At 58.4% G+C, this 25400-nt stretch carries 16 protein-coding genes and 1 pseudogene; 9 read left to right on the forward strand and 8 right to left on the reverse strand.

The features are described from left to right. Positions 1-309, forward strand: a pseudogene (locus VMU57_RS02220) (GDSL family lipase); the annotation flags it as partial. A 35-nt stretch (positions 310-344) separates the two neighbouring features. On the opposite strand, the gene VMU57_RS02225 reads toward VMU57_RS02220, so the two are convergent. Then, a complete protein-coding gene (locus tag VMU57_RS02225) occupies positions 345-758 on the reverse strand; it encodes a hypothetical protein (protein ID WP_325380350.1) in 414 nt (137 codons plus the stop codon). A gap of 87 nt (positions 759-845) precedes the next feature. Here VMU57_RS02225 and VMU57_RS02230 point away from each other — a divergent pair, with 87 nt between their 5' ends. The 5 genes from VMU57_RS02230 (at position 846) to VMU57_RS02250 (ending at position 5598) form a co-directional block, all read left to right on the forward strand. Further along, entirely contained in the window at positions 846-1781 is a 936-nt protein-coding gene (locus VMU57_RS02230) for a cysteine synthase family protein (RefSeq protein WP_325380352.1), read from the forward strand. A gap of 5 nt (positions 1782-1786) precedes the next feature. Continuing rightward, entirely contained in the window at positions 1787-2245 is a 459-nt protein-coding gene (locus VMU57_RS02235; RefSeq protein WP_325380353.1) for a M67 family metallopeptidase, read from the forward strand. An 11-nt stretch (positions 2246-2256) separates the two neighbouring features. Further along, positions 2257-2538, forward strand: coding sequence for a MoaD/ThiS family protein (locus VMU57_RS02240; RefSeq protein WP_325380355.1), 282 nt, complete (start codon positions 2257-2259; stop codon positions 2536-2538). Positions 2539-2635: 97 nt separating this feature from the next. Then, positions 2636-3859, forward strand: a complete 1224-nt coding sequence (gene moeB, locus VMU57_RS02245) for a molybdopterin-synthase adenylyltransferase MoeB (protein ID WP_325380357.1) — start codon at positions 2636-2638, stop codon at positions 3857-3859. A gap of 155 nt (positions 3860-4014) precedes the next feature. Continuing rightward, the gene (locus tag VMU57_RS02250; protein ID WP_325380359.1) at positions 4015-5598 is read left to right on the forward strand and encodes an ArnT family glycosyltransferase; all 1584 of its coding nucleotides are present in this window, start codon (positions 4015-4017) and stop codon (positions 5596-5598) included. A gap of 41 nt (positions 5599-5639) precedes the next feature. Here VMU57_RS02250 and VMU57_RS02255 read toward each other — a convergent pair whose 3' ends face one another. Both VMU57_RS02255 and VMU57_RS02260 read right to left on the reverse strand, forming a co-directional pair. Then, on the reverse strand, positions 5640-6950 hold the full coding sequence (locus VMU57_RS02255) for a homoserine dehydrogenase (protein WP_325380361.1): 1311 nt from the start codon (positions 6948-6950) through the stop codon (positions 5640-5642). A gap of 3 nt (positions 6951-6953) precedes the next feature. After that, positions 6954-7427 (reverse strand): nucleoside deaminase, encoded by a 474-nt coding sequence (locus VMU57_RS02260; protein ID WP_325380363.1) that lies wholly within the window; start codon positions 7425-7427, stop codon positions 6954-6956. Between the two features lie 124 nt (positions 7428-7551). On the opposite strand from VMU57_RS02260, the gene VMU57_RS02265 reads away from it, so the two are divergent. Further along, on the forward strand, positions 7552-8937 hold the full coding sequence (locus tag VMU57_RS02265; protein ID WP_325380365.1) for an NAD-dependent succinate-semialdehyde dehydrogenase: 1386 nt from the start codon (positions 7552-7554) through the stop codon (positions 8935-8937). A gap of 73 nt (positions 8938-9010) precedes the next feature. On the opposite strand, the gene VMU57_RS02270 is transcribed toward VMU57_RS02265, so the two are convergent. The 5 genes from VMU57_RS02270 to VMU57_RS02290 form a co-directional block, all read right to left on the reverse strand. Beyond that, positions 9011-11899 (reverse strand): TonB-dependent receptor, encoded by a 2889-nt coding sequence (locus tag VMU57_RS02270; protein WP_325380367.1) that lies wholly within the window; start codon positions 11897-11899, stop codon positions 9011-9013. 99 nt (positions 11900-11998) lie between these two features. Beyond that, positions 11999-13180: a DUF5666 domain-containing protein gene (locus tag VMU57_RS02275; protein ID WP_325380369.1), complete on the reverse strand. Its 1182-nt coding sequence runs from the start codon at positions 13178-13180 to the stop codon at positions 11999-12001. A gap of 228 nt (positions 13181-13408) precedes the next feature. Then, positions 13409-15157, reverse strand: coding sequence for a malto-oligosyltrehalose trehalohydrolase (gene treZ, locus VMU57_RS02280; protein WP_325380371.1), 1749 nt, complete (start codon positions 15155-15157; stop codon positions 13409-13411). Then, positions 15150-17861 carry a malto-oligosyltrehalose synthase gene (treY, locus tag VMU57_RS02285; protein ID WP_325380373.1) on the reverse strand — a complete coding sequence of 904 codons (2712 nt, stop codon included), beginning with the start codon at positions 17859-17861 and terminating at the stop codon, positions 15150-15152. Before treY ends, treZ begins: the two co-directional genes overlap by 8 nt. 103 nt (positions 17862-17964) lie before the next feature. Further along, positions 17965-19782, reverse strand: coding sequence for a glycoside hydrolase family 15 protein (locus VMU57_RS02290; RefSeq protein WP_325380375.1), 1818 nt, complete (start codon positions 19780-19782; stop codon positions 17965-17967). Positions 19783-19948: 166 nt separating this feature from the next. Here VMU57_RS02290 and VMU57_RS02295 point away from each other — a divergent pair, with 166 nt between their 5' ends. Both VMU57_RS02295 and treS read left to right on the forward strand, forming a co-directional pair. Next, positions 19949-21994 (forward strand): alpha-1,4-glucan--maltose-1-phosphate maltosyltransferase, encoded by a 2046-nt coding sequence (locus VMU57_RS02295; protein ID WP_325380377.1) that lies wholly within the window; start codon positions 19949-19951, stop codon positions 21992-21994. Next, positions 21991-25368 carry a maltose alpha-D-glucosyltransferase gene (treS, locus tag VMU57_RS02300; RefSeq protein WP_325380379.1) on the forward strand — a complete coding sequence of 1126 codons (3378 nt, stop codon included), beginning with the start codon at positions 21991-21993 and terminating at the stop codon, positions 25366-25368. The genes VMU57_RS02295 and treS overlap by 4 nt, the downstream gene beginning before the upstream one ends. Positions 25369-25400: the final 32 nt, after the last annotated feature.

Raw genomic sequence — 25400 nt, forward strand, 5'->3', positions numbered from 1 at the left:
GTCGGCATACGCCTCAATCCCGAGATTGCACGCATTCCGGAGGAGCTTTCACCGCAGCTTACCGGGGCGCAGATATTACTCAGCCAGTGGGGACCGTTCTATGACGATGTGATGGCACACCACGCGCAGTACGGCATCACCAATACGACCGATGCCTGTGCGGGACGCGAGATCTTTCACCAGGACGCAACCCCCTGCGCCAGCCCCGCGGCATACGTCTACTACCACTCGGGACACCCTTCGACAGCTACTCACAAGGCGGTCGGCGACAAGCTGTATGAAGAGCTGGAGCATGAGTCCACCCCCTGATGAGGCGGAAAGAAGATGAAGCAGAGCAGACGCTGCTAGGCGCGGCCCTTTACCCGATCGTACATGTACACATCGCTCGTGGTCCCCAGCGATTCGTTGTAAAGGCTGGTCGCGCCGGTCGCCTCATTCAGCTCCTCGCTGAACTCGTGGATGGCGCGCAGCTTATCCGCCGTGGCCGGAATCTCCACGTGGCTGGTCTTGAGGAATTTCTGGTAGCCCTTGTCGAGCAGAGTTGAAATCTCGCCGTTCAGCACCCAGCCGGGGTGCGACAGCATCATCACCGTGCCATCGGGAGCAGCGGCAATCTCCGCGGCACAGCCGTTCTTGCGCACCTGAAAGGCATTGGGGGTACGCTTTGCACCCTCCTGCGCGGGTGCTACATCAAATCGCTGATTGCCCAAGAGGGAAAGGACATCGTTGAAACTTCGTTGCGGGCTCTTCTTTGCCATAAGTTAGACTCATCTTAACTGTCGCACATTCGGTCTTCTCCTACAATCCGCGCTCTTGCGCAGGCACAGGCCAATAAACGGAAATAGATGATCACTCTTACCAAATCGCTCGGCACCAGCATTCTCGAACGCATCGGCAACACGCCTTTGGTACGGCTTGAACGCCTGGCACCTCACCTCTCGGGGGTCCAGATCCTCGGCAAGGCCGAGTGGACGAATCCCGGCGGCTCCGTCAAAGACCGCGCCGCCTCGGCCATCGTCATGGACGCACAGCGCCGTGGCCTGCTGACAGCCAGCCGTGGCCTGCTCGACGCCACCAGCGGCAACACTGGCATCGCCTACGCCATGCTGGGCGCGGCGCTCGACTTCTCGGTTACGCTCTGCATGCCCTCGAACGTCTCGCCCGAGCGCAAGCGCTACCTCGCGGCTTATGGCGCCAACGTCATCTGGACCGACCCCGCCGACGGCTCCGACGGGGCCATTCGTAAGGCCCGCGAGATGACGGCAGCCGAACCCGATAAATATTTCTATGCCGACCAGTACTCCAACGACGAGAACTGGAAGGCCCACTACCGCACCACGGGCAACGAGATATGGGAGCAGACCGAGGGCCGCATCACCCACTTCGTCGCCGGACTGGGCACCAGCGGGACGTTTATGGGCACCACGCGCCGCCTGCGCGAGTTGAACCCCGACATTCGCTGCATCTCCATGCAGCCCGATTCCCCCTTCAATGGCCTCGAAGGGCTCAAGTTCATGCCGACCGCCATTGTGCCACGCATCTACGATTCCAGCCTCGCCGACGCCAACGTCGAGATGCCGACCGAGACTGCCTATAAAATGGTGAAAGACCTCGCTCGCAATCAGGGAATCCTCGTCGGCATCTCCGCAGCCGCGGCCGTCGCCACGGCACTCCAGATCGGTGAGCAGGAGGCCAGGGCCGAACGTGAAGCCGTCATCGTGACGATCCTTCCCGACTCGGCTGAAAAATATATGAGCGAACGTTTCTGGCAGGAGGAGTAACCGAAGTGCTTCAGATCAGCTATGCCGACTACGAAGCCCTGCGCACGCACGGCGAGGAGATCTATCCGCACGAGTGCTGCGGCGTTCTGCTGGGCAAAAATGAGCCGGAAACGGGAAACCGTGTCCAGCAGCTCGTTCGCGCCGGCAACACGCGCACCGACTCCGCCCACAACCGCTACAACATCGCACCGCAGGAGCTGGTGAAGATCCAGCGGCAGGCGCGCGGCCTCGGGCTCGATATCGTCGGCTTCTACCACTCGCACCCCGACCACCCGGCGCAGTGGTCGCCGACCGACTTTGCCGAAGCCCACTGGCTGGGCTGTTCGTACATCATCACCAGCGTCGAAAACGGCAAAGCGGCCCTGACAAATTCCTTCCTGCTCACTGGCACCACCGAGGAAGACAAGAAGTTCGAAGACGAAGCCATCGAGATTGAAATCGCCGAAGCTCAGGCGAAGAAATAGAAAGGTCAAGCATGAACATTCACATCCCTACACCGTTGCGCACCTACACGGGCGGTCTTGAAACCGTCACTGTCTCCGGTGCGACCGTCAGCGCGGTGTTCGAGCAGCTCACCATCAAGTACCCCGAACTGAAGCAGCACCTCTTCACCCCCGAGGGCAAGCTTCGCTCCTTCGTCAACGTCTATGTCAACGACGATGACCTCCGCTATCTTGCTGATAAAGAAGCGACTGCCGTTACCGATCGTGACGAGCTGACCATTATTCCTTCCATTGCAGGCGGCACAAGCTGTTGATTCCACGGTCCAGCGACAATCGTCCGTCCCGCAGATGAGCCTTTCCCCCGGCTCCTGCATCTAGAATTAACACCAAGTAGCCGCGAAGGAAAAAGCAATGCCCACAGCCATCGAAGAGACCGTAGCACTCCCTAAGCTCACCAACGACGAGATCGCCCGCTACTCCCGCCACCTCATCCTGCCCGAGGTCGGCATGGAAGGCCAGCAGAAGCTCAAGGCGGCCAAGGTGCTCTGCATCGGCACCGGCGGTCTCGGCGCCCCGCTCGCCATGTATCTTGCCGCTGCCGGAGTCGGCACCATCGGCCTGGTCGACTTCGACGTCGTCGATACCAGCAACCTCCAGCGCCAGATCATCCACACCACCGCCACCGTCGGCATGTTGAAGAACGACTCAGCCGAGCTGATGCTCAAGGGCCTCAATCCCAACCTGAACGTCATCAAGCACAACACGATGCTGACCAGCGCCAACGCGCTCGACATCCTGAAGGACTACGACGTCATCGCAGACGGCACTGACAACTTCCAGACCCGCTATTTGGTTAACGATGCCTGCGTCCTGCTGGGCAAGCCCAACGCCTACGCCTCCATCTATCGTTTCGAGGGTCAGGCCAGCATCTTCGGTGCGCCCGCTGGCCCATGCTACCGTTGCCTCTATCCCGAGCCGCCACCGCCGGGTCTCGTTCCTTCGTGCGCCGAAGGTGGCGTGCTGGGTATTCTCCCAGGCCTGCTTGGCGTGATTCAGGCCACCGAGACCATCAAGCTGATTCTCGGCATCGGCGAGCCCCTCATCGGCCGTCTGTTGCTGGTCGATGCTCTGGGCATGAACTTCCGCACCCTCAAGCTGCGCAAGAACCCCGAGTGCCCGGTCTGCAGCGCCAACCCGACGTTGACCGAGTTGATTGACTACGACCAGTTCTGCGGCATCGAGAAGCCCACCTCGGTCGGCCCGCTCGAGGTTGCCCGTGACAAGGCGGTTGCTGACCTGCCCGTGGTCGACGGCATTCCGCAGATCTCGGTCGAGGCGCTGAAGCAGAAGCTCGACGCCAAGGAAGATGTCTTCGTCCTCGACGTCCGCGAGCCGCATGAGTACCAGATCGTCAACATCGGCGCACCGCTGATTCCAGTCGGCGAGCTTCCTAACCGAGTCGGCGAGTTGGCCGCGCAGAAGGACCGCGAGATCGTCGTCCACTGCAAGACCGGCGGACGCAGCCAGAAGGCTGCCCTGGCGCTCAAACAGGCTGGCTTCACCAACGTCTCCAATCTGACCGGCGGCATCACCGCGTGGGCAGAGAAGATCGACCCATCGCTGCCGAAGTACTAAAACAAAATCAATTCGCAAGAGAACACCCGAGCCATCAAAAGTTCGGGTGTTCTCTTTTTCGGTGCATTCCATCCTCTCGCGCACCAGTGGCTACACCACTTCTTTCCTATAAAAACCCGGGAACATTGGGCATGTCTTGACGTATCTTGCTCATAGTGACCCGGACAACCGTCATTCAACCGTCAGACCCAACGCTGCGGCCCGCGCTGCGGCTGGCACTGGTCTTCGCAGCCATCAAGCTTGTCTTCCACATTGCTGCTGCGCTCTGGCAGCACCACATCGGCTATGGCTACTTTCGCGACGAGTTTTACTACATCGCCTGCGGGCGCCACCTTGCCTGGGGTTATGTGGACCAGGGGCCACTGGTCGCAGTGCAGGCCCGGGTTGCCGAGACACTCTTCGGCCACTCTCTCCTGGGCATCCGGTTGCTCTCTGCACTCGGCGGAGCTATTCGCGTGGCGCTTACCGGCCTGCTCTGCTGGGCGCTCGGGGGCCGCCGCTCCGCGCAGTCGCTGGCCATGCTCTTCGTCCTCACCGCGCCTATCTACCTCGCCCTCGACGGCTTCCTCTCCATGAACAGTTGGGAGTCCGCCTTCTGGATGCCATGCATCCTCGCACTCATCCTGATCCTTCGCGGCAGCAGCCCGCGCCTCTGGTGGACGGTCTTCGGCATCTCCGCCGGACTTGGCCTGCTCAACAAGCCGTCAATGACCTTTTTCCTCATCGCCCTTGCGCTTGCCCTGTTGCTCACCCGGCAACGCAAAGTTCTTTTCACGCGATACGCCGCATGGGGAGTCGCTCTTCTGGTGCTTATCGCATTGCCTAATCTCTTATGGCAGATGCATCACAACTGGGCCACGCTGGAGTTTCTGCATAACGGCCGCGTGCATGGCAAAAATACCCGGCTCGCTCCCCTGCCCTTCCTCGCCAACCAGATCTTCATCCTCGGTATCCTCGGGGCCTTCGTCTGGATCGCTGGGCTCGTCCGCCTGCTGCGGCAGCGTGAGCAGCGCTGGCTGGGCCTCACCTACTGCATCTTCCTCGTCGCCATGGTCGCCCTCGGCGCTAAGGACTACTACGTCGCGCCCATCTATCCCTTCCTGTTCGCCGCAGGAGGCGTCGCATGGCAGCAACGCTTCGCGTCCAATGCGAGGGTGCAAACAGACCGGGCGATTGCGTGGCCGATCTTCACCGTCGTCGTCATCGTGCTATCGGCCGTCTTCCTTCCCGCCGGCAATCCGATACTTCGGCCCGCAGCCTTCCTGAAGTATGCCCACGCCCTTCATCTGCCAAACAGCGATAGCGAGAGCGGAAGGCGGGCGATACTGCCGCAGTTCTACGCCGATCGCTTCGGATGGCAGGAAGAGGTCGATCAGATCACTGCTGCCGTCGAGCGGCTTTCTCCCGAGGACCGGGCGCAGGTGGGGATCATCGCGGACAATTACGGAGAGGCGGGAGCGTTGGACTTCCTCGGCCACGATCTTCCCCCCGTCGTCAGCGGCCACAACAACTACTGGCTCTGGGGGCCGCACAATGTAGGAGGGAAGGTGCTCATCGTCATCTCCGGCGACCCGCCGCAGCACTTCCAGAACCTATGCCAGAAGGTGCAGATCGTCGGAGACATGAACCATCCGCTGGCCATGCCATTCGAACAACGCAAAAAAATCTACCTGCTACATAACTGCTCAGAGGCCCAAAGCCCCGAACGGAACTGGGCAAAGTACAAGTTCTATTACTAATAGCTCAACCACACCGTAAGCGGCACAGCGAAGCCCCAAAACTATTCAGGCTTGTCGTCCGCCACGAGGATCTGCAGGCACAAAGGCTTTTCCAACATGCAGTCCAGCTTGGCGATCGCCTTCATGGCCTTCTCGATGGTCGAGGTCAAAGAAGGCTCCGTCGTCACTACAAAGGGAAGACGATGCTTCGGGTGACCTGGGGTTTGCAGCAGCGAATCGATATTGGCGCCCACCTTCGCCAGTGCGCCGGCAATGGCGGAGACGATGCCGGGCTTGTCGTCCACCACGAAACGAAGATAGTGCGGAGCCATGAACTCGTCGGTCACTTCCCGCTTGCGTATCGGCAACTGCACCGCGCTGCAATCCTGCGCAACGGCCAGTAGGTCGGAGACGACTGCAACCGCTGTCGGCTCCCCGCCTGCGCCGTGCCCGGAGAAGACCACGTCGCCGCCGAATCGTCCGCTGACGACCACCATATTCTGCGTGCCATGCGACCACGCCATCGGCGAACTTAGCGGCACCAGCATCGGAGCGACCCGGGCATGAACGGCCTTGCCGTTTCGCTCTGCCTGCGAGACCTGCCGGATCGTGCAGTTCAGCTCCTTCGCGTAGGTAAAATCGATTGCCTCGATCGTCGAGATGGTCTGGGTCGTCACCGCATCGGGATCGAGCTCGGCATGGAGCGCGATGCGCGACAGAATGCACAGCTTGGCCCGAGCATCGAAGCCGTCCACATCGGCCGACGGATCGGCCTCGGCATAGCCTAACTGCTGTGCGTCCGCCAGCACGGTGGTGTAGTCTGCGCCGCCCTCCATCCGGTTGAGGATGTAGTTGCACGTCCCGTTGAGGATACCGCTCAATCGCGTCGCCTGATCGCCACCAAGCCCCTGCAGCATCCCCGGAATCACGGGCACACCGCCAGCCACGGCAGCTCCATAAACCAGGTGAACATTGTTCGCCGCAGCCAGTTTGGCAAGGTTCGCGCCCCTATAGGCAATCAACTGCTTGTTTGCAGTAACCACCGATTTGCCCGACGCCAGCGCCTTGCGCAGCCAACCCTCAACAGGGTTCAGACCGCCCATCAGCTCGACGACGACTTCGGCCTTCGAGTTCAGGATGTCATCGATGTTTTCAGTCCAGATAACAGACGCAGGAACTGCCTTGGCTGCAGCAGAGGTCCGCTTGCGTTGAACATCGCGGTTGAAGATATGGGTCAGTTCTATGCCGGGAAACTTCGACGCAGCCAATACGCGCGCCACCGAGCTGCCCACCGTTCCAAACCCGAGCAGCGCCACTTTTACCGTCGAACCGGCTTGTTTCTTCTTCGCTACCTGTTTTTTCTTCGTCGCCATAACTTAATAATCGATTCTGCCGGCGTACTTGCGCCAAGCCTCAAAGTTAGAGATTGCCTGCTCCCGTAACAGGTTTATCGTCGGAATTCGGCGCTGGCTCAAAGGGAGCTTCACTTCTTCATAGAGAAACGCGTCGTCGAAGCCCGCAGCCGCAGCATCCGTCGAGGTGTTGCCGTAGAAGATCGCATCGCAGCGCGACCAGTAGATCGCCGCCAGGCACATCGGGCAAGGCTCGCAACTGGAATAGATCTCGCAGCCCGCCAGATCGAACGTCGCCAGAGCTGTTGACGCGTTGCGAATGGCTGTCACCTCCGCATGCGCCGTAGGGTCATTGGTGGCAGCAACGAGATTTACGCCGGTGGCAACGACCTGGCCATCGCGGACGATCACCGCGCCAAAAGGGCCGCCGCGTCCCGAGGTGACATTTTCCGTCGCCAGCGCGATCGCTTTTTCCATAAAGATTGGATTGCCCTGCATTCGGCTCGTTATCCTTATTCCTTATTCCGCATTTGGCACGGAGAGACTGACGGGATAGTCAAATTATGGCACATGCCCCACCGCTCCTTGCTAACCTAACATCAGTGTAGACGCTCCTATACGCATGGCCATCGAATCCATCAATCCCGCCAACGGCAAACTCCTCCGTCACTTCGATCCGCTTGAGGACGAAGCGATCCGCCAGAAAATCGGCCTCGCCGCCGAGGCGTTCGAGGCCTATCAGTCGGTCCCGCTCGAGCACCGCGCGCTCTGTATGAGGAAGCTGGCCTCGATCCTCGAGCATGAGACCGAAGACCTCGCCATCATCATTACCGAGGAGATGGGCAAACCGCTGCACACAGCGCGACAGGAGGTGCTGAAGTGCGCCGCCGCCTGCCGCTACTATGCGGAGAACGCCGCCCGCATCCTCACCCCTGAACCGATCCCAATCGACGGCAACGACAGCTACGTCCGCTGGGACCCGCTCGGCGTCGTTCTGGCCGTCATGCCATGGAACTTCCCCTTCTGGCAGGTCTTCCGGTTTCTCGCGCCCGCATTGATGGCAGGAAACGTCGGGCTGCTCAAGCACTCTTCCAACGTTCCCCAATGCGCCCTCACCATCGAGGCGCTAGTCCGGCGCGCAGGATTTCCGCGAGGCACCTTTCAGGCCCTGATGATCGACTCGCGCCAAGTCGAGTCTGTGCTGAACGACGAGAGGATCGCCGCCGTTACCGTAACCGGAAGCGAGCCCGCTGGCCGCGCGGTGGCCGCGCAGGCAGGTTGGCTCATCAAGAAATCCGTACTCGAGCTGGGCGGCAGCGACCCCTTCATCGTCATGCCATCCGCCGACCTTGGTCTCGCCATCGAGACTGCCGTTCGCGCCCGTTGCGTGAACAGCGGCCAGTCCTGTATCGCCGCCAAACGCTTTATTGTCGCCGATGAGATCTACGACGAGTTCGAGTCCCGCTTCGTCGCGGGAATGGAGAGCATGCACGTCGGCGATCCGATGAAGGACACCACGGACATTGGGCCGCTCGCTACAGCCAGCATCGTCGACGAGCTTGAGACACAGGTAAAAGCCGCGGCCAGTGCCGGTGCGCGCATCCTTACCGGTGGCGAGCGCATGGTCGGCGAGGGCAACTACTTCGAGCCAACCGTGCTCGTCGACGTACCCCGCACTTCGGTCGTCTATCGAGAAGAGCTTTTCGGCCCAGTCGCTATGCTTTTTCGCGTGACGAATCTGGATGAGGCAATCCGCCTGGCAAACGACACTCCCTTTGGCCTGAGTGCCTCTGTCTGGACGCACGACTCGAACGAGCAACAGCGTTTTTCGCGAGAACTGCAGTGTGGGGCTGTCTTCGTCAACGCGATGGTCGCCAGCGATCCGCGACTGCCCTTCGGCGGCATCAAACGCTCCGGCTACGGACGCGAACTTTCCGCCGCAGGGATGCGCGAGTTCCTCAACTCCAAGACAGTCGTCATAGCACAACCGGATATTCAGCATCCGTGACCTGTACAAGATTCGCTTAACGAAAAGAGGTGCGATCAATGATGATCGCACCTCTTTTCTCAGGCCGAAATCGTTAGAAGTTGAATGACATGTTGAGAGAGATCCGACGAAGCGACGAGCTGCTGGTGTAAGGACCGCCAGCTAACTGCGTGGACTTGCCGAACAGTTTTGCCGAGCCCAGCGACGAGTTCGGCGTCGCATAGTCGGCGTTGTTGAAGAGGTTCTGAACCTGTGCCGAGAACGTCACATTGTACTTCTTGCCGGTGTTGCCGGCACTGCGGAAACCTCTGCCGCCACCGCCAGGCCCGCCATGTCCACCGTGACCGCCGTGATCTCCACCTCCGGGACCGCCCTGATTCTGGGTTCTGGTGGACGGACCGAATCCAAAGGTCTTCGAGGCGCGAATATTGGCCACAAACAACGCGGGGCCAGTGCAGTAGTTGATCGGAATGGGAACGAAAGCGGCCGTCGGGTTGTTGGGATCCGGTCCGACAAAGCTGCCGCATCCCGCGATGGTATTCGATCCCGGCTGACCGGCTGCAATGCCATTGGCAGCGCCAAAGGCAGGGCGGTCATTAAAGATACTGTCGTTATTGAGGTCCTGGCCCAGGGTTACGTTATAGGGTGTTCCGGAAGAGGCAATGATGAACGGGCTGAGCGAGATGTTGTAGGGCAGCGTGACATTACCTCCCAGGAAGAGGCGGTTTCTCCTGTCGAACGTCGCGCGCCCATAGTCGGCACCGATGTTGTAAGGCTGGGATGGGAAGGAGTTGATGCCGCCGGTATCGGACTTCGCGAAGTTCAAAACATAGTATCCAAAGAGAGTGAAGTTTCTCTTGCGGATAGTGGGGTTCACAATCAGCTCGTTCTGCCGGTAGACACCTTCAGACTGATATTGCTTGATGACAGCGGGCGCACTTCCGTCAGTCGGAGGTGTCGGATAGACCAGATTGCCCTGACTATCTAAGGTCGGCGCATTGATATTCTGGCTCAGAAACTGATGTACGCCGCGCGTGTTCAGATAATTGACGGAGAGCGTAGCACCATTGAAGAGCTGCTGGTCGGCTCCGATGGCAAACTCCATGGAGTACGGTGTACGCATGTTCGACGCAGCCGCGACTGTCGTCTCGCCGCCCGGGGTTCCCGCCGTACAGCCGCTCAGGTTGGTCGGCGAACAGGTAGCAGGATCGGGATGCGCCAATGTGGTTTGTTGCTGGTTGACTCCGTTCAACTGAACCGCTGTCAGGATGCTGCCGAGATCGTAGCGATCGTAGAAGATTCCGAAGCCGCCACGCAGCACGGTCTTTGGCGTCTTGCCCCACAGCCCATAGGCGAACGACAGGCGTGGTGCGATGTCATGGTGCTCGCCGAGACGGTTCTGCGTCTCGTAACGAATGCCGTAGCTGAAGGTCAGCTTCGATATCGGCTTCCAGTCATCCTCGGCATAGACACCGAGATCGACCATAGTCGCATTCACCGAAGGAACTTTGATGTTCGTTCTGACAAACTGGCTGGGAAGTTTGCTCTGAAAAGAGTATCTAGCGCCTGTCGTTTTGTCGGGGGCGCAATCCGCAGTGAGAAGGCAGTTATACGTGAAGGTACCATTGCTGCCGGCATCGGAAGTCTGCGCGTCTCGTGTGGATCGCAACCGGCCGCCCATCCGGATAAAGTGCTTCTGCAGTTGGATCGAGGTGTAGTTATGCAGCTCGAAGTGGGTCTGGTTATCGGAGAAGGTGCCGTTGGCCGAGCCGCCATCGGTGAAGTTACCCTGCACAACGATGGAAGGGCCCGTGCTCAACGGGTTCTGCGAGCTGTGATCTCGTTCGTATTCGAAGCGCGTCTCGTTGATCACTCGCGAACTCACGACCTGGGTGTCCGTCATCTGAACCGTAATTTCAGAACTGGAAGCGTTGTACGCGGTCTGAGGCAGGCTAAGGTTGAGGACGCCCTGGTTCGACTGATCGCTGTCTTCGTACCGGAACCGCGTCGTCAACGTATTCTTCTCGCCCAACTGGACATCGATACGAGGACTAATGTCGGTCCTTATATTCGGCGTGGGGTTAGCGTACAAGAAAGAGCAGGAGACCTGGCCCGAAGGACACGGACTTGCCAGCGACGACAATATCGTCGCGTTCACAATGGAGTTGTCCTGAATCGACCGGTGCGATCCTGACATGGTAAACGAGGCATTCGACGAGAGCGGCCCGCTGATGTCGCCGAACATAAAGATCGTGTGATAGGGCGGCTGGGTGATAGGGGTCTGTCCGGGACTTATGTTGGCATTGAGCAACGGATTACCGGAGTTGAACGACGATGTGTTTCCGGACAATTGGTAGAAGCCGTGAAGCTTATCTGTGCCGGGCTTGGTGAAGATCTGCACCCGTCCATAGCCCAATTTATCGAACTCAGCAGAAAAGGGGTTCTGATTGATGCGGATCTCGCGAATCGAAGATTTTGGCGGCAACTGACCGCCGGTAAATCCATCAACGTAAATCTGGCCGCCATTGGGACCGGCTGAAGGTCCTGCCAACGCTGTCAACTCCGAAGAAAGTTCATCCGGATCATCCGACAGTGCATCGAGATCCTTTCCCTTGATGACGGTGGCGCTGGCGTTGCTATCAGCGTCGACGCTGACCTGTGCGGATTGCGCGGTGACCTGCACCTCTTGCTGCTGAGCCTGGATGTCCATCTTGGCATCCATCGCGAGCGACTGGCCCGCATTGACCTTTATGCCCAGCTTCACGAACGACGCAAAGCCCTGCATCGTAACTGTTTCTGAATAAGTGCCGGCTGGTACATTGTGAAGCACATAGGTCCCATCACTCTGTGACTGCGTGACCAGAGGCTTGCCGGAGGCAGGCGTCAGTGTGACCGTTGCACCAGGAATCACGGCCTCATCCGGGTCGGCAACTGTTCCATGAACCGTAGCGCCCCTCTGCTGAGCGCTTGCAACCAGTGGCATAAAAGCGAATGAAAAAAGTACAGCAAACCTTAAAGCTGAGCGAAATGACATTACTACTCCTCAAAGAAAATACCGCGTTACTGCTTCTGGGCGAAGCCACTATTGTGGCGAGCCGCCCCCAGCGTCAGGTTCGCCGCCACCAACTTGCCAGGGCGAGAGATTCATGGCAGCCGCACCCTTCGGTGTCGCGGACAGAATCGGCTCGACACCGGACAGGAGCGTCACCGCCGATACGTCGGGGCTTCCAGGGGTTTGCTGCGACGCCACAATCATTACTGCATCGCCCACTTTAAGATCGGAGAGGCTCTCCGTGGGCAGCCTACTCAACATCTGCGACAGATCCATACCGGCAGATCGTCGCTGCTCTTCCCCGCCCTGCGAGTCCGATGCCCCTTCCGCCGTCGCCGCCGGCCGAGCGCCGCCGGGATGCCCCGCTGAGGCATCCCCCTTTGCCCGCGTGGCAAACCTTGCCGCCGCCTGTGGCGGCAGTTTGCGGACATTCGAGTCCGCCGTCACCTGGACGGTCATCGTCTTCTTGGTGGCGAGATCCTTAATCGTGAACGTCCCATTCGCGGCGGCGATGGTGGCGATGGTCCCGGCCAAATGCAGGAACGAACCGCTCACGACAATCTCCGCTTGAATGGAGGAGCCGTCGGCGGATTTCATTCCAAGCACTCGCACCTGATCGCCGGCGTGTATCTCCGCGAGCGTACTGGATTGCGCGTCCTCAAACTTCACGGAACCGCCGGCATAGCGGCGGAACTTCGTAGCGCTCGATGTTTGAACGGCCACCTTCTTTGCGCCGATCGACACGGTGATTGCCCCGGTTCCTTCGTCGACCGCGCTTACCAATCCGCCGGTTCCACGCGTATGCCAGTCGGCCTCTTCTTTCGCGTGCTGCTGCGCAATGTCCTGGGCCTTCATGAGGATGACGCGGGATGCCATGAACGACGTGGCATCGCTGCCAGGCTTGCCTGAGACCAGAATCCGGTCTCCCTTTGCAATATCGCCCAGCGTGATCGTCTGCGCAGACTTCAGATCTTTGCTGCCCGGCGCAAGCTGGAGAACGCGAGCGCCTTCGTCAACGGTAACTGTAATCTGCTGTTTGCTGTCGGTCGTCAGGGTAATCGCTGAGCCGGAGATAGTGGCCACCGTACCAATCTTTGGCCCGGCAGCGACCTGCGCCCAGATAGCCGTGGAAGACATAGTCAACCCAGCCACGGGAAGCAGCAGAGTCGCGCCAACTATTAATGCCCGGAAGATTCCAAGCCTGATAACCATTGTGGTCGTCCTTGTATGTCTTGCAATTGCTAAACATGCGGGTGGCCTGCGCCAGCCCGTGGGAAGTTGTCGTCTCTAGTGGAAGACGAACCAGTACCCCAAAAGTTTCCTAAATTAAGGTGATTTCGTGTCTGGAACAAGCGACGCCAAGATGAGGATACGAGGGGTGGCTTAAGACACGCTTAATTGCGCCAATCCCCGAGCGCAAATGCTGATCATTGGCCACCTCTACGCTGTTTTTGCGGAAAGAATAACGATACTGTCCTGCGGCAGCAGCACTTTGCCATTGACGACCTGAATATCATTCCGAGAGGACAGCAGCGGAGAAAATCCGTGCGGGCTATCGAGTTCGACGGCTTCTTGTCCCAGATTGCATAAGACTCGCACCTCGCCGCGATCCATTGTCAGCCATTGCTTGTCTTCGTCAAACTTGACTTTGAGGTGGTTCAGATCACCGTCATTCAAGCAGGGAGTATGGCGCCGCAGATGAATAAGCTGGCGGACCCATTCCAGCATCTCTCCGTGCTTACCATCATGAATCTCATCCCAGTTCAGCTTCGACCGCCCGAAGGTCTCTGCCTCGTCCGGGTTCGGAATTTCATCCGGGTTCCACCCAAAGGCAGCAAACTCCCTCTTTCTTCCCTCTCTCACTGCAATGGCCATCGCAGGCTCATCGTGTTCGGCGAAGTATTGAAACGGGGATGAGGCCGCAAACTCCTCTCCCTGAAATAGCAGAGGGACAAAAGGCGACATCAGAACAATGCCGATTGCAACCTTTGCACGCGCGACGCCGACGATTTGTTCCAGCCGATCACCCGTTGCGCGATTGCCTACCTGATCATGGTTCTGAATGAACCCGATGAAGTGATGAGCGGACAGCCCATTCACAGGACGCCCGTGCGTATGCCGCCGGTAGCGGGAGTAAACGCCATCGTAGACAAACACCGCCGTAAGGGCCTTTGCCAGTCGCTCGAAGGATCCAAAATCGACGTAGTAGCCCTTGCCCTCAACTTCAACGTTCAGAATGGTGAACAGCGCATGGTGAAAGTCGTCGCTCCATTGCGCGTCCATGCCGTAGCCGCCCGCTTCACGAGGCGTTACCATTTTCGGATCGTTCAGATCACTCTCTGCAATCAGCACCAGCTTCCGCTCAAGCGTCGAAGACAGGATCTCGACCTCCGCCGAGAGCTGCTCCATAAAATGAATCGCCGACCGATCCATAAACTCGTGCACCGCATCCAGCCGCAGCCCATCTACGTGATAATCGCGCATCCACATCAGCGCGTTGTCGCAGAAGAACCGCCGCACCTCGTCCGCACCTGCCTCTTCAAAGTTGACGGCGTCGCCCCACGGCGTATTGTGCCGGTGCGTCAGATACGGCCCAAACTTCGTTGTGTAGTTTCCTACCGGGCCAAAGTGGTTGTAGACCACATCCATCAGGACCGCAAGGCCACGCGAGTGACACGCATCTACAAATCTCTTTAGTCCGTTCGGGCCACCGTAAAGATCGTTGACCGCAAACAACGCGACGCCGTCATAGCCCCAGCCAAACTTTCCAGGAAAGGCGACGACGGGCATCAACTCGATGTGCGTAATCCCCAGCTCAAAAAGATAGTTGAGCCGTTCAATCGCCGCTTCAAATGTTCCTGCGATAGTGAAAGTACCCACATGCATCTCGTAGATAACAGCACCCGAGAGCGGTGGCCCCTGCCAGCGGTTGTCGTTCCACACGAAAGCATCATGATCGTAGACCCGCGACGGTCCGTGAACTCCATGCGGCTGCCACGGTCCGCGTGGATCAGGATAGGGGGTTGCGTCGTCGTCCAGCATGAAGGCATAGTCCGTGTTGTTGCCGGCCGATTCCACCGACGCATTCCACCACCCCGCCTCATCCGGTCCGCTCATGGGGTGCCATGCGTCGCCGATCTTCACAGACATCTTGTTCGCATTAGGCGCCCAAACGGTAAATCTATGCATTGCTCTGCTCCTTGCCGTCATCCTTGCGTACAAGCAGCGCCACCGGAAAACTGTTCAGCAAACTTCTGATCGCGACTCTTCCGCCATCGATCTCCAACTTGGTCAGAAGATTGAGCCATCTCCCCTTGGGAAGCATGATGCTCGTCTCTTTCCACGCCCCCCCCAACTTCACTGTCAGTCTGGGCACTACGACGGCGAGCGAATCTCCACGCAGATAGGCGATGACGTGATCGCACTTTGGTCCTTCCGCAAGTAGCGGCGTATAGGCAGCCTCTGCGCTAAACCACTCCGGCCGCTCGCGCCGCAATCGCAGTGCATGATGAACCACCCACATCTTCGGGAGACCTTCCTCAGCACGTGCCATTACCAGGGCCGCGATATTGTCTCCGTGCAGCTTCTCAAGGTCCTTCATCAAGGCAATACGCAGTTGGTAATCGACTGGCCGACGGTTGTCCGGATCGACCAGGCTCAAATCCCATATCTCAGTCCCCTGATAGGTATCCGGAACTCCCGGCGCTGTATATTTCATCAGCGATTGTGCCAGCGAGTTCACGCGGCCCGCGTCCTTGACCTTGTCGACAAACTGTTCCAGCTCCCGCACAAACGGTGCGTGCTCTAGCGTCCCAGCGATGAACTTTGCCAGCGCATCCTCAAATTCTTTGTTGTTCGCCGTCCACGTCGTCTCCTGTTTTGCCTCGCGCGCAGTCTTCAACATGTAGGCCTGCGCTCGTTCGATCGAGATCGGCCACGCGCCGATGAGCGTTTGGTAGTACAGATACTCCGTATTGCGGTCGGGCATTGCACTCGCGCCAGCCCTCGGGGTGCGAAACCCATTGTTCATCCGAGCCCAGCGATGGATCGCCGTGCCGAACCTCCCGGGCATCTCCGACAGCACCTCGATTCTCGCCCTGACATCTTCGCTGCGCTTTGTATCGTGCGTAGAGAGCGTCGTCATGGTCAAAGGGTGCGTCGCCTGCATCTTTTCGCAGTAGGCGTGAAACTCCGCCACACTCAAACCGTTACTTCCCGGATCGCCACCAACTTCATTCATCGCGGACAGCCGGTTATAGCAATACAAGGCCGTGTCTTCTACGCCTTTAGCCATCACCGGACCGGTGAACTGTTGAAACCTCAGCAGGAACTCGCCCTCCTGCTTACCCGTCACCCGCATGGTCAGCACATCGCGAAGAAAGTCGAAGAGCCCGCCATCAATGTCCTGCCGCTCCTGCTTGGCATATTCTGCCGCATGAGAGATGTAGGCGCGGTCTTCATCGGTGATCTCGTCGCGCGCCGGCACGACGTAGGTACGATAGATCGCGAAGCACGCAGCGATCTCGCGAATTGCGCGTCGTATCTCTGCCCGCGTGTAATCTCGCTGATTGCGATTGGCTTCGCATATCTCCACAAACATGCTCGTCAGCCGGTTCACATCGCTGCCCAGGCCCTCCTGGGTAACACTGACTTTTCTGTCGTGTGCAATGAGCTGGAAGTTGGTAAGCTTCCCGGCAAAATCACGCTCCAGAAAGGTCTGATAGACCTTATCCAGTTCCTCCACGCCCTCCGGCGATACCAAGGTCCCTGCGGCGACGTTCAGGAAGTCGTAGCCCGTCGTTCCCTCAATGGGCCAGCTTTCGCGCAGAAACTCTCCATGCTCAAGAATCTTCTCGCCGATAATCCAGGCATCAGGAGCGCGTTCGCGCAGACGTTGCAGATATTCGAGGGGATCCCGTAGGCCATCAGGATGATCGACCCTCACACCATCCAGAATGCCCTGCTGCAACCAATCCAGCACCAGAGCGTGCGTCTCTTCAAACACGTGCTCGCGTTCTACGCGCAGTCCAATCAGTGAATTCACATCGAAAAACCTGCGGTACCCAAGCTGCTGGTCGGCGGTCTTCCAATACGAAAGCCTGTAATTCTGCTGATTGAGAAAGTCGTCGAGCGTATCCAGATGCCCATTTAAATCTTCGATAGAGCGATCGATGGCGCTGCACACCTCAGGCTCTTCCGCGCACAATCTACCGAGCAGAGTGAAGAGCACTACCTTATCGCGATGGCGCGCGATGGTGGTGCGACGATCGACATATGCCGGTGTTGGCAGCCGCCCGAACGACGCCGCGAGGAAATTCAGCGTGTCCGATTTTGCATACTCGGCGGCGCGAGCAAGAATCACGGGAAGCGAAGGAGGAGAAACAGGAAACGTCTGTCCGGCGCATTCCACCAGAAACCTTCCGCCGCGCCGCGATACCTTGATGCCGCCCGCTTGCAACACTCTTCCATATTGGTCCGAAAGCACCGGCACCAGCACCTTGTCACGCAGGCGCTCCTCCTGTGGCTGCCAGTCAATATCGAAGAAGGAGGCATACCGGCTCGAAGTTCCGTTCTCCAGCACATCCCACCAGTAACGATTTTCTTTCCCCAGTGCCATGTGGTTCGGCACCACGTCCAGCACCTGCCCCAAACCGACCTCGCCCAGTTTTGCGCAGAAGCGGGCGTGCCCCTCAGCGCCACCCAACTCTTCGTTCACCTTCTGATGATCGACAACGTCATACCCGTGCTTGCTGTCCGGCGCCGCTTGAAGATAAGGCGAACAGTAGACATGCGTTACTCCGAGTTCCCGCAGGTACTCTGCAATACTTGCAGCATCGTCGAATGTAAAGCCCTGATGCAGTTGCAAACGATAGGTAGAGCCGGGAATACGCAAACATTACCCTCAAAAGAAACAGTTATGGCCGGATATGGCAGTCCCTTTTTAGACACTCTTTGGAAAGGTTTGGTTGTACGATCTTCCTGCAACAACCATGCAGCTATTCACATCCCTCGGGACGCCACTTTCCTGAGATCGCATAGGCCGCATGCAGAAGAGCGATATGCGTCAAGGCCTGCGGAAAATTCCCTAGAAGACGCTTACGAACAGGATCATATTCCTCTGACAGCAGTCCCACATCGTTGCGTAGTTTAAGCAGGCGCTCATAAAGAGCGATCGCTTCGCCTTTGCGTCCGATGAGCCACAGATTGGTCACCATCCAGAAGCTGCACGCCAGAAAAACCCCTTCGCCCGCAGGCAAACCATCATCACTGATCTTCGTGTCATACCGCTGCACGAAGCCGCCTATCATCAAGCGTTGCTCGATCGCCTCGACGGTTCCGCGAATACGCGGATCGTCCGGCGGAAGAAATCCCACCATCACAATCCTCAGGCAGGACGCATCAAGCTGCTTCGAGCCGTAGGACTGCACAAAGCTGTTCAATTTTTTATTGAAGCCCTTTACACACACTTCATCATGAATCTCCTTCCGTATCTTTCTCCATCGCTTGACGTCTCCGCCGCCGTCAAACTCGTCGTGGTGCTTAATCGCACGGTCCAAGGCCACCCACGCCATTACCTTTGAGTAAGTGAAGTGCTTTCGGCCGTCTCGCGTCTCCCATATTCCTTCATCAGGCTCCCGCCATACCTCGCACAGATGATCGACCAGCGAAGCCTGAAGTGCTGTCGCTGGAACGCGGATGCTCTGTTCGGCCTCTGGGGTACGCGCCAGCGCCGCAGCCACCTCACCAAATACATCCAATTGAAATTGACCAGCGGCAGCATTGCCGATGCGTACCGGCTTCGAGTTTTCATAGCCGGGCAGCCACGGCGCCTCCCACTCTAAAAGCTGGCGCTCCCCCCATATTCCGTAAATCGTCTGGATCTGATCAGGAGCACCGGCAACGGCGCGCAGCAGCCACCTTCGCCACGCAATCGCCTCTTCTTCGTACCCCGCGAGCATCAGAACCATGAGCGTGAACGCCGTGTCACGCAGCCAGCAGTAGCGATAATCCCAGTTGCGCACGCCGCCGATTTTCTCCGGCAGAGAAGTTGTCACCGCCGCGACAATTCCTCCAGAGGGCTGATACGACAAGGCTTTCAACGTAATTAACGATCGCTCGATTGCCTCCTTGTAGGGGCCGCTATATTGGTTGCGATGCACCCATTCTGTCCATAACCTCTGCGTCTCTGCCAATGCCTTGTCAGGCAGAATCTCAGGTGGAACGGTAGCCAACGACGAAAGGTAGGTCAACGTGAAGGTCACTGACTCATGCGCCTTTACACTGAATTCACTGACCGTCGTCATGGCCTTGCCGCAAAGGGGAGCCTTCGTCTGCAGCACAACCATGTCAGGACCTGCCACGGCTCGCCACTCCCCCTTCATGCTGGTCACCCAGGGAGTTGTGCGCCCATAGTCGAAGCGAAGCGCGAGATCCATGCGCATCGCAACATCTCCGCGAACGCCGCGCACAATCCTCACAATGCTTGAATGCTCATCTCGCGGCGGCATAAAGTCGGTGACACATACCTCGCCCTTCGCGGTTTCGAACGTCGTCTCCACCACCAAGGTATGGGCTCTATACTGCCGCCGAATTGCCTTTACTTTACTCGCCGGGGCTATCTTCCAGAATCCATGGTCCTGCGTTCCCATCAACGCCGCAAAACATGCACCCGATGAGAATGTTGGCCAGCACAGCCAGTCAATCGATCCTTCGCGAGAGACCAGCGCTGCCGTCTCGCAATCTCCAATCAGGCAGTAATCTTCAATCCTTGCACCGTGCAATGGTAGCTTCTCACTCTTCTTTCGTCCTGCCATGCGACCTTGCCTCTCTGACAGTGGCCCTCTGTTCGTCGGCAACCTCAGCAACGTAGAGAGACCAGGCTGCATCTCTTTAGTCAGGGCTTGACTCTCAAGAGGTAGGATGCAGACAGCCCGTCGTCCGTCGAAACTAAATACGAAACGATTTTTGGAATTGAGCTGAATGAAACCTGTTGAAGGTCGCAAGCGCGTAATCATTGAAGACGTCGAACCACAAGTTGGCTGTGGCCGATACCCCACCAAGCGCATACTGGGTGACACTGTTACCGTGACCGCAGCTATTTTTGCCGATGGGCACGACCATATCTCCGGACGACTGCTTTTTCGGCACGAGAACGACAGAACGTGGCGATCGACAGCGATAACGTCACTCACTAACGATCTGTGGTCGGCTTCGTTTATCGTCGACAGACCTGGCATGTGGAACTACACCGTCGAGGCCTGGGTCGATCACTTTGGTACATGGCATAGCGACCTCAGAAAACGCCTCGCAGCTCAGCATGACCCCGCAGCAGGCGACGCCTCCACGGACCAGAATATTCCGCTGGCGCTACGCACTGGAGCATTGCTCCTGAAAGATGCGGCGACTCGCGCAAAAGGAGCAGATGCCAAGCTTCTTACGAAGGCCCTGGCATCGCTTCAAGAGATGGCCGACCTGGCCAAAGATCCCATTGGGGAGGAGTTGGATAACCTTGTTGAAATCGTAAATCGATATCCTGACCTCGTTCTCGCAACGCGATACCATCAGAAACTTTCTCTTTGGATAGACCGCGAACGCGCACGTTTCTCCACCTGGTACGAACTTTTTCCCCGCTCAGCTTCCTCCGATCCATCCCGACATGGCACCTTCGCAGACGTTGAGGCACTGCTTCCCGAAATCGCCGCGATGGGCTTCGATGTTCTTTATCTCCCTCCGATCCATCCCATCGGCGACTCATTTCGCAAAGGGCCCAACAACAACGTCGTCGCATCGAAGGGCGAGCCCGGCAGTCCCTGGGCCATCGGAGCGAAAGATGGCGGTCACACGGCGATCCACAAACAACTCGGCACACTTGCCGACTTCGAGCATCTCGTTGCCACAGCTCACACGCACGGCCTGGAGCTCGCGCTCGATATCGCTTTCCAGTGCTCCCCCGATCATCCCTGGGTCACGGAACATCCTGACTGGTTCATCAAGCGTCCCGACGGCTCCATTCAATATGCGGAGAATCCACCCAAAAAATATCAAGACATCTACCCACTGAACTTCGAGTCCTCAAGTTGGCGCGCCCTCTGGCAGGCTCTCCACGATGTCTTCGATTATTGGATTCAGCACGGGGTACAGATTTTCCGCGTCGACAATCCACATACCAAGGCATTGCCATTCTGGGAGTGGTGCATTGCGGAGATTCACAAAAAACATCCCGGCGCAATCTTCCTCGCAGAAGCCTTCACACGTCCTCACGTGATGTACTCGCTAGCCAAGGCCGGATTCACCCAGTCCTACACATACTTCACATGGCGCAATACCAGCGCCGAATTGCAGCAGTATTTCGAAGAGATCACCAAGCCGCCCGTCGCCGATTTCTTCCGCCCCAACCTCTGGCCCAACACGCCGGATATTCTCCACGCAACGCTTCAGAACGGCGGACGTCCCGCCTTCATGCAGCGCGTTATCCTCGCAGCCACGCTTGCTGCCAACTACGGCATCTATGGACCCGCCTTCGAACTGGGCGAGAACCTGCCCGCAAAGTCAGGCAGCGAAGAATATCTAAACAGTGAAAAATATGAGATCCGTCGATGGGACCGTACCGCGCCTCACTCTCTCGCGCCACTCATCACACGCCTCAATCAGATCCGGCGCGAGAATCCGGCACTGCAAAGCGATGGCTCGCTTCACTTTCATCCAGTCGATAACCCACACGTCCTCTGCTACAGCAAAATCGCAGGGAATAATGTCATCATGGTTGCGATCAATCTCGATCCCAGGGAAGAGCAGGCCGGCTGGATCGACCTCGACCTGAAGCACCTCGCCATCGGCCACGGTCAAGCATTCGACGTTGAAGATCTGCTCACTGGAATCCATTATCAGTGGCACGGTCGCAGCAACTACGTCGCGCTGCGGCCCGACGTGTTGCCGGCACATATCTTCCGCATCGTTCGCGAGCTCGACAATGGAAACGATACTAAACTCACCTCAGCACCTGAACAGGCGGAGATAACCGAGTGAAGAAATCCGGTAGCGCCAGCGATCCTCTCTGGTACAAAGACGCGATCATCTACGAGCTGCACGTCCGCGCCTTCGCCGACTCCAACAACGACGGCATCGGCGACTTCGGTGGCCTGCTCTCGCGTCTCGATTACTTGCAGGACCTCGGCGTCACCTGCATCTGGCTGCTGCCTTTCTTTCCCTCGCCTCTGCGCGACGACGGTTACGACATCGCCAACTACGTCGACGTCAATCCCAGCTACGGCACCATCGACGACTTCAAACAGTTTCTCGATGCCGCCCACCAGCGCGGCATGCAGGTCATGATCGAGCTGGTCATCAACCACACCTCCGACCAGCATCCCTGGTTCCAGGCCGCGCGACTCGCGCCCAAAGACTCGCCCGAGCGCGAGATGTATGTGTGGTCCGACACCGACAAGCTCTTTGAGTGCGTCCGCATCATCTTCACCGACACCGAAAAATCAAACTGGACCTGGGATGAGGCCGCTCAACAGTACTACTGGCACCGTTTCTTCTCCCATCAGCCCGATCTCAACTTCGACAACCCACGTGTCATGGAAGAAGTGCTCACAGCCATGCGCTTCTGGCTCGATCTCGGAGTCGATGCTCTCCGCCTCGATGCCATTCCCTATCTCATCGAACGCGACGGCACCAGCTGCGAGAACGTCCCCGAAACCCACGTCAAGATCAAAGAAATCCGCGCCGTCCTCGACGCTGAATACGGAAACCGCACCATTCTCGCCGAAGCCAATATGTGGCCCGCCGACGTACGTCCGTACTTCGGGAATGGCGACGAGTGTCACATGGCCTTCCACTTCCCTCTAATGCCGCGCATCTACATGGCGCTCCGGCAGGAAGACCGCCTCCCCATTACAGACATCATGGCGCAAACTCCGGAGATTCCGGACAACTGCCAGTGGGGCCTCTTCCTTCGCAATCACGACGAACTGACGCTCGAGATGGTCACAAACGATGAGCGCGACTATATGTACCTCGCATACTCCGCTGATCCGCGTATGCGCATCAACGTAGGGATTCGCCGCCGTCTCGCGCCTCTACTCGACAACAACCGTCATCGCATCGAACTGCTCAACTCGCTCCTCTTTAGCTTCCCCGGCACACCTATCCTTTATTATGGCGACGAGATCGGCATGGGCGACAACATTTACCTTGGGGACCGCAACGGCGTCCGCACACCCATGCAGTGGACTTCCGACCGTAACGCCGGCTTCTCCCGCGCCGTCCCCGCCAGGCTCTACGCTCCCGTCATCATGGACCCGATCTGGGGCTATCAGGCCGTCAATGTCGAAGCCCAGCTCAGCGACCAGTCTTCACTCCTCCACTGGACGCGTAACATGATCGCCCTGCGCAAGCTCTTCCAGGTCTTCGGTCGCGGCACGCTCGAATTTCTCAATCCGGAGAACCGCAAAGTCCTCGCCTACATCCGCCGCTATAACCGCAAGGACGGAACACCACCGGAGACCGTTCTCTGCGTCGCGAATCTCTCCCGCTTCGCCCAGCCAGTCTCGCTCGATCTCTCGCAGTTCGCGAATATGGTTCCCGTCGAGATGCTCGGCTATGTTCCCTTCCCCGCCATCACCGCACAACCATACGCGCTCACGCTTTCGCCCTATTCGTTCCTCTGGCTCGAGCTTCAGCCCGCTGCCGAAGCGCCTGAACCCATCGCCATTCAGGAAGGCGAACGCACCCTCCAGCTTCTCAGTCCAACTCTCGATGGTCTGCTCACCGGCACGGGACTCGAACTGCTCCAGCAGATTCTTCCTACTTACCTTCCGCACCAGCGCTGGTTCGGAGCCAAGTCCCGCACCATCAAAAGCGTCTGCGTCCTCGATTGGGTCCAGCTGCCCGGTATCAACGCGGCACTTGTCTTCCTGGAACTCACCTACGAGAATGCAGCGGAAGGCGAAGCGAAAGATGTCTATCAACTTCCTCTTACCATCTCCACTGGCGAGGAGGTCGAGAACATTCGCATGGCCAACCCCGGCAGCATCATCGCTACCCTCACCACTCCGACTGGTCCCGCCATTTTGCATGACGCCGTAGCCCGCGAAGACCTGCGCCAGTCACTGCTTAGTCTGATCGAGAGCAGCAGCAATATCGCTTCTCAACACGGCGTTCTTCAGGGTCAGAAGAGCACCGCCTTCTCTGAAGCTCGCGGTATCGACCATCTGCCCGCACGTACTGGCTCCGCAGAGCAATCGAACACCTCCATCCTCTACGACGCCAAACTCATCATGAAGCTCTTTCGCCGACTCCAGCCGGGCGAAAATCCCGACACAGAGATCGGCCGCTTCCTCACAGAGACCGCGCACTTTCCCCGCATCGCTCCCTTCCTCGGCAACATTCGCCTCACCGCAGAGAATTCCGAACCCATCACTATCGCCATGCTTCAGGGCCTCGTCGAAAACGAGGGCGACGGCTGGCAGTGGACTCTCGATGAGCTCTCCCGCTACTACGAGAGCGCCTCCACCAGCCACCCGCTGCACGATACCGGCAAACAACCGTCGTTTCTCGATCCACTCGAGAGAGAAGCAGAGAGCGAATCCCACAAGATCGCCCACGAACACGCCGGCCTCTATCTCGACGCCGCCGCTCTGCTCGGCCGCCGCACCGCCGAGATGCACCTCGCGCTCGCCACCACGACCGAAGACGCCGCATTCTCTCCCGAACCCTTTTCGCCCTCTGACCTTGAAGCCGACGCGACCCGCATCGACGCCCAGATTGTGCGCACCCTCGATGCGCTCAAGCGCGGCATGTCACAGCTCTCCGACGATGCCACCGTCGACAGCGCCGCCCTGCTCCTCAGCCGTCGAATCGACCTCTTCGCTCGCGCCAACGTCATCACCTCGTCACCCCCCGGAGCCTCCGGGCAGCGCATCCGCATCCACGGCGACTATCACCTCGGCCAGGTCCTTCGCTCGCGTGGCGACTATGTCATCCTCGACTTCGAAGGCGAGCCCGCCCGCCCGCTCATCGAACGCCGCGCCAAGCAGTCCCCCCTGAAAGACGTCGCTGGAATGCTGCGCTCCTTCAGCTACGCCGCCTACGCCGGACTCAACGCCTTCACCCAGCGCCGTCCGCCCAACAACGAAGCCGATGCCCGCAACCTTGAAGCCTGGGCGCGACTCTGGCAGAATACCGTGTCGGCTGAATTTCTCCACGCCTACCGCCAGGTCATCAGCGCGAGCCCGAACCTCATCCCGAAGCCACCGCAGGCGCACATCCTGCTCAACGCTTATCTTCTGGAAAAAGCTCTTTACGAACTGCTCTACGAACTGAATAATCGGCCCGCCTGGGTGCGCATCCCCCTCACAGGCATCCTCACCCTTCCACGCGAGGGCAGCTTGCCGTAACCTGACTATCCACAGACCAAAGAGATATCTGA

Source organism: Edaphobacter sp. (assembly GCF_035532915.1).
Taxonomy (GTDB): domain Bacteria; phylum Acidobacteriota; class Terriglobia; order Terriglobales; family Acidobacteriaceae; genus Edaphobacter.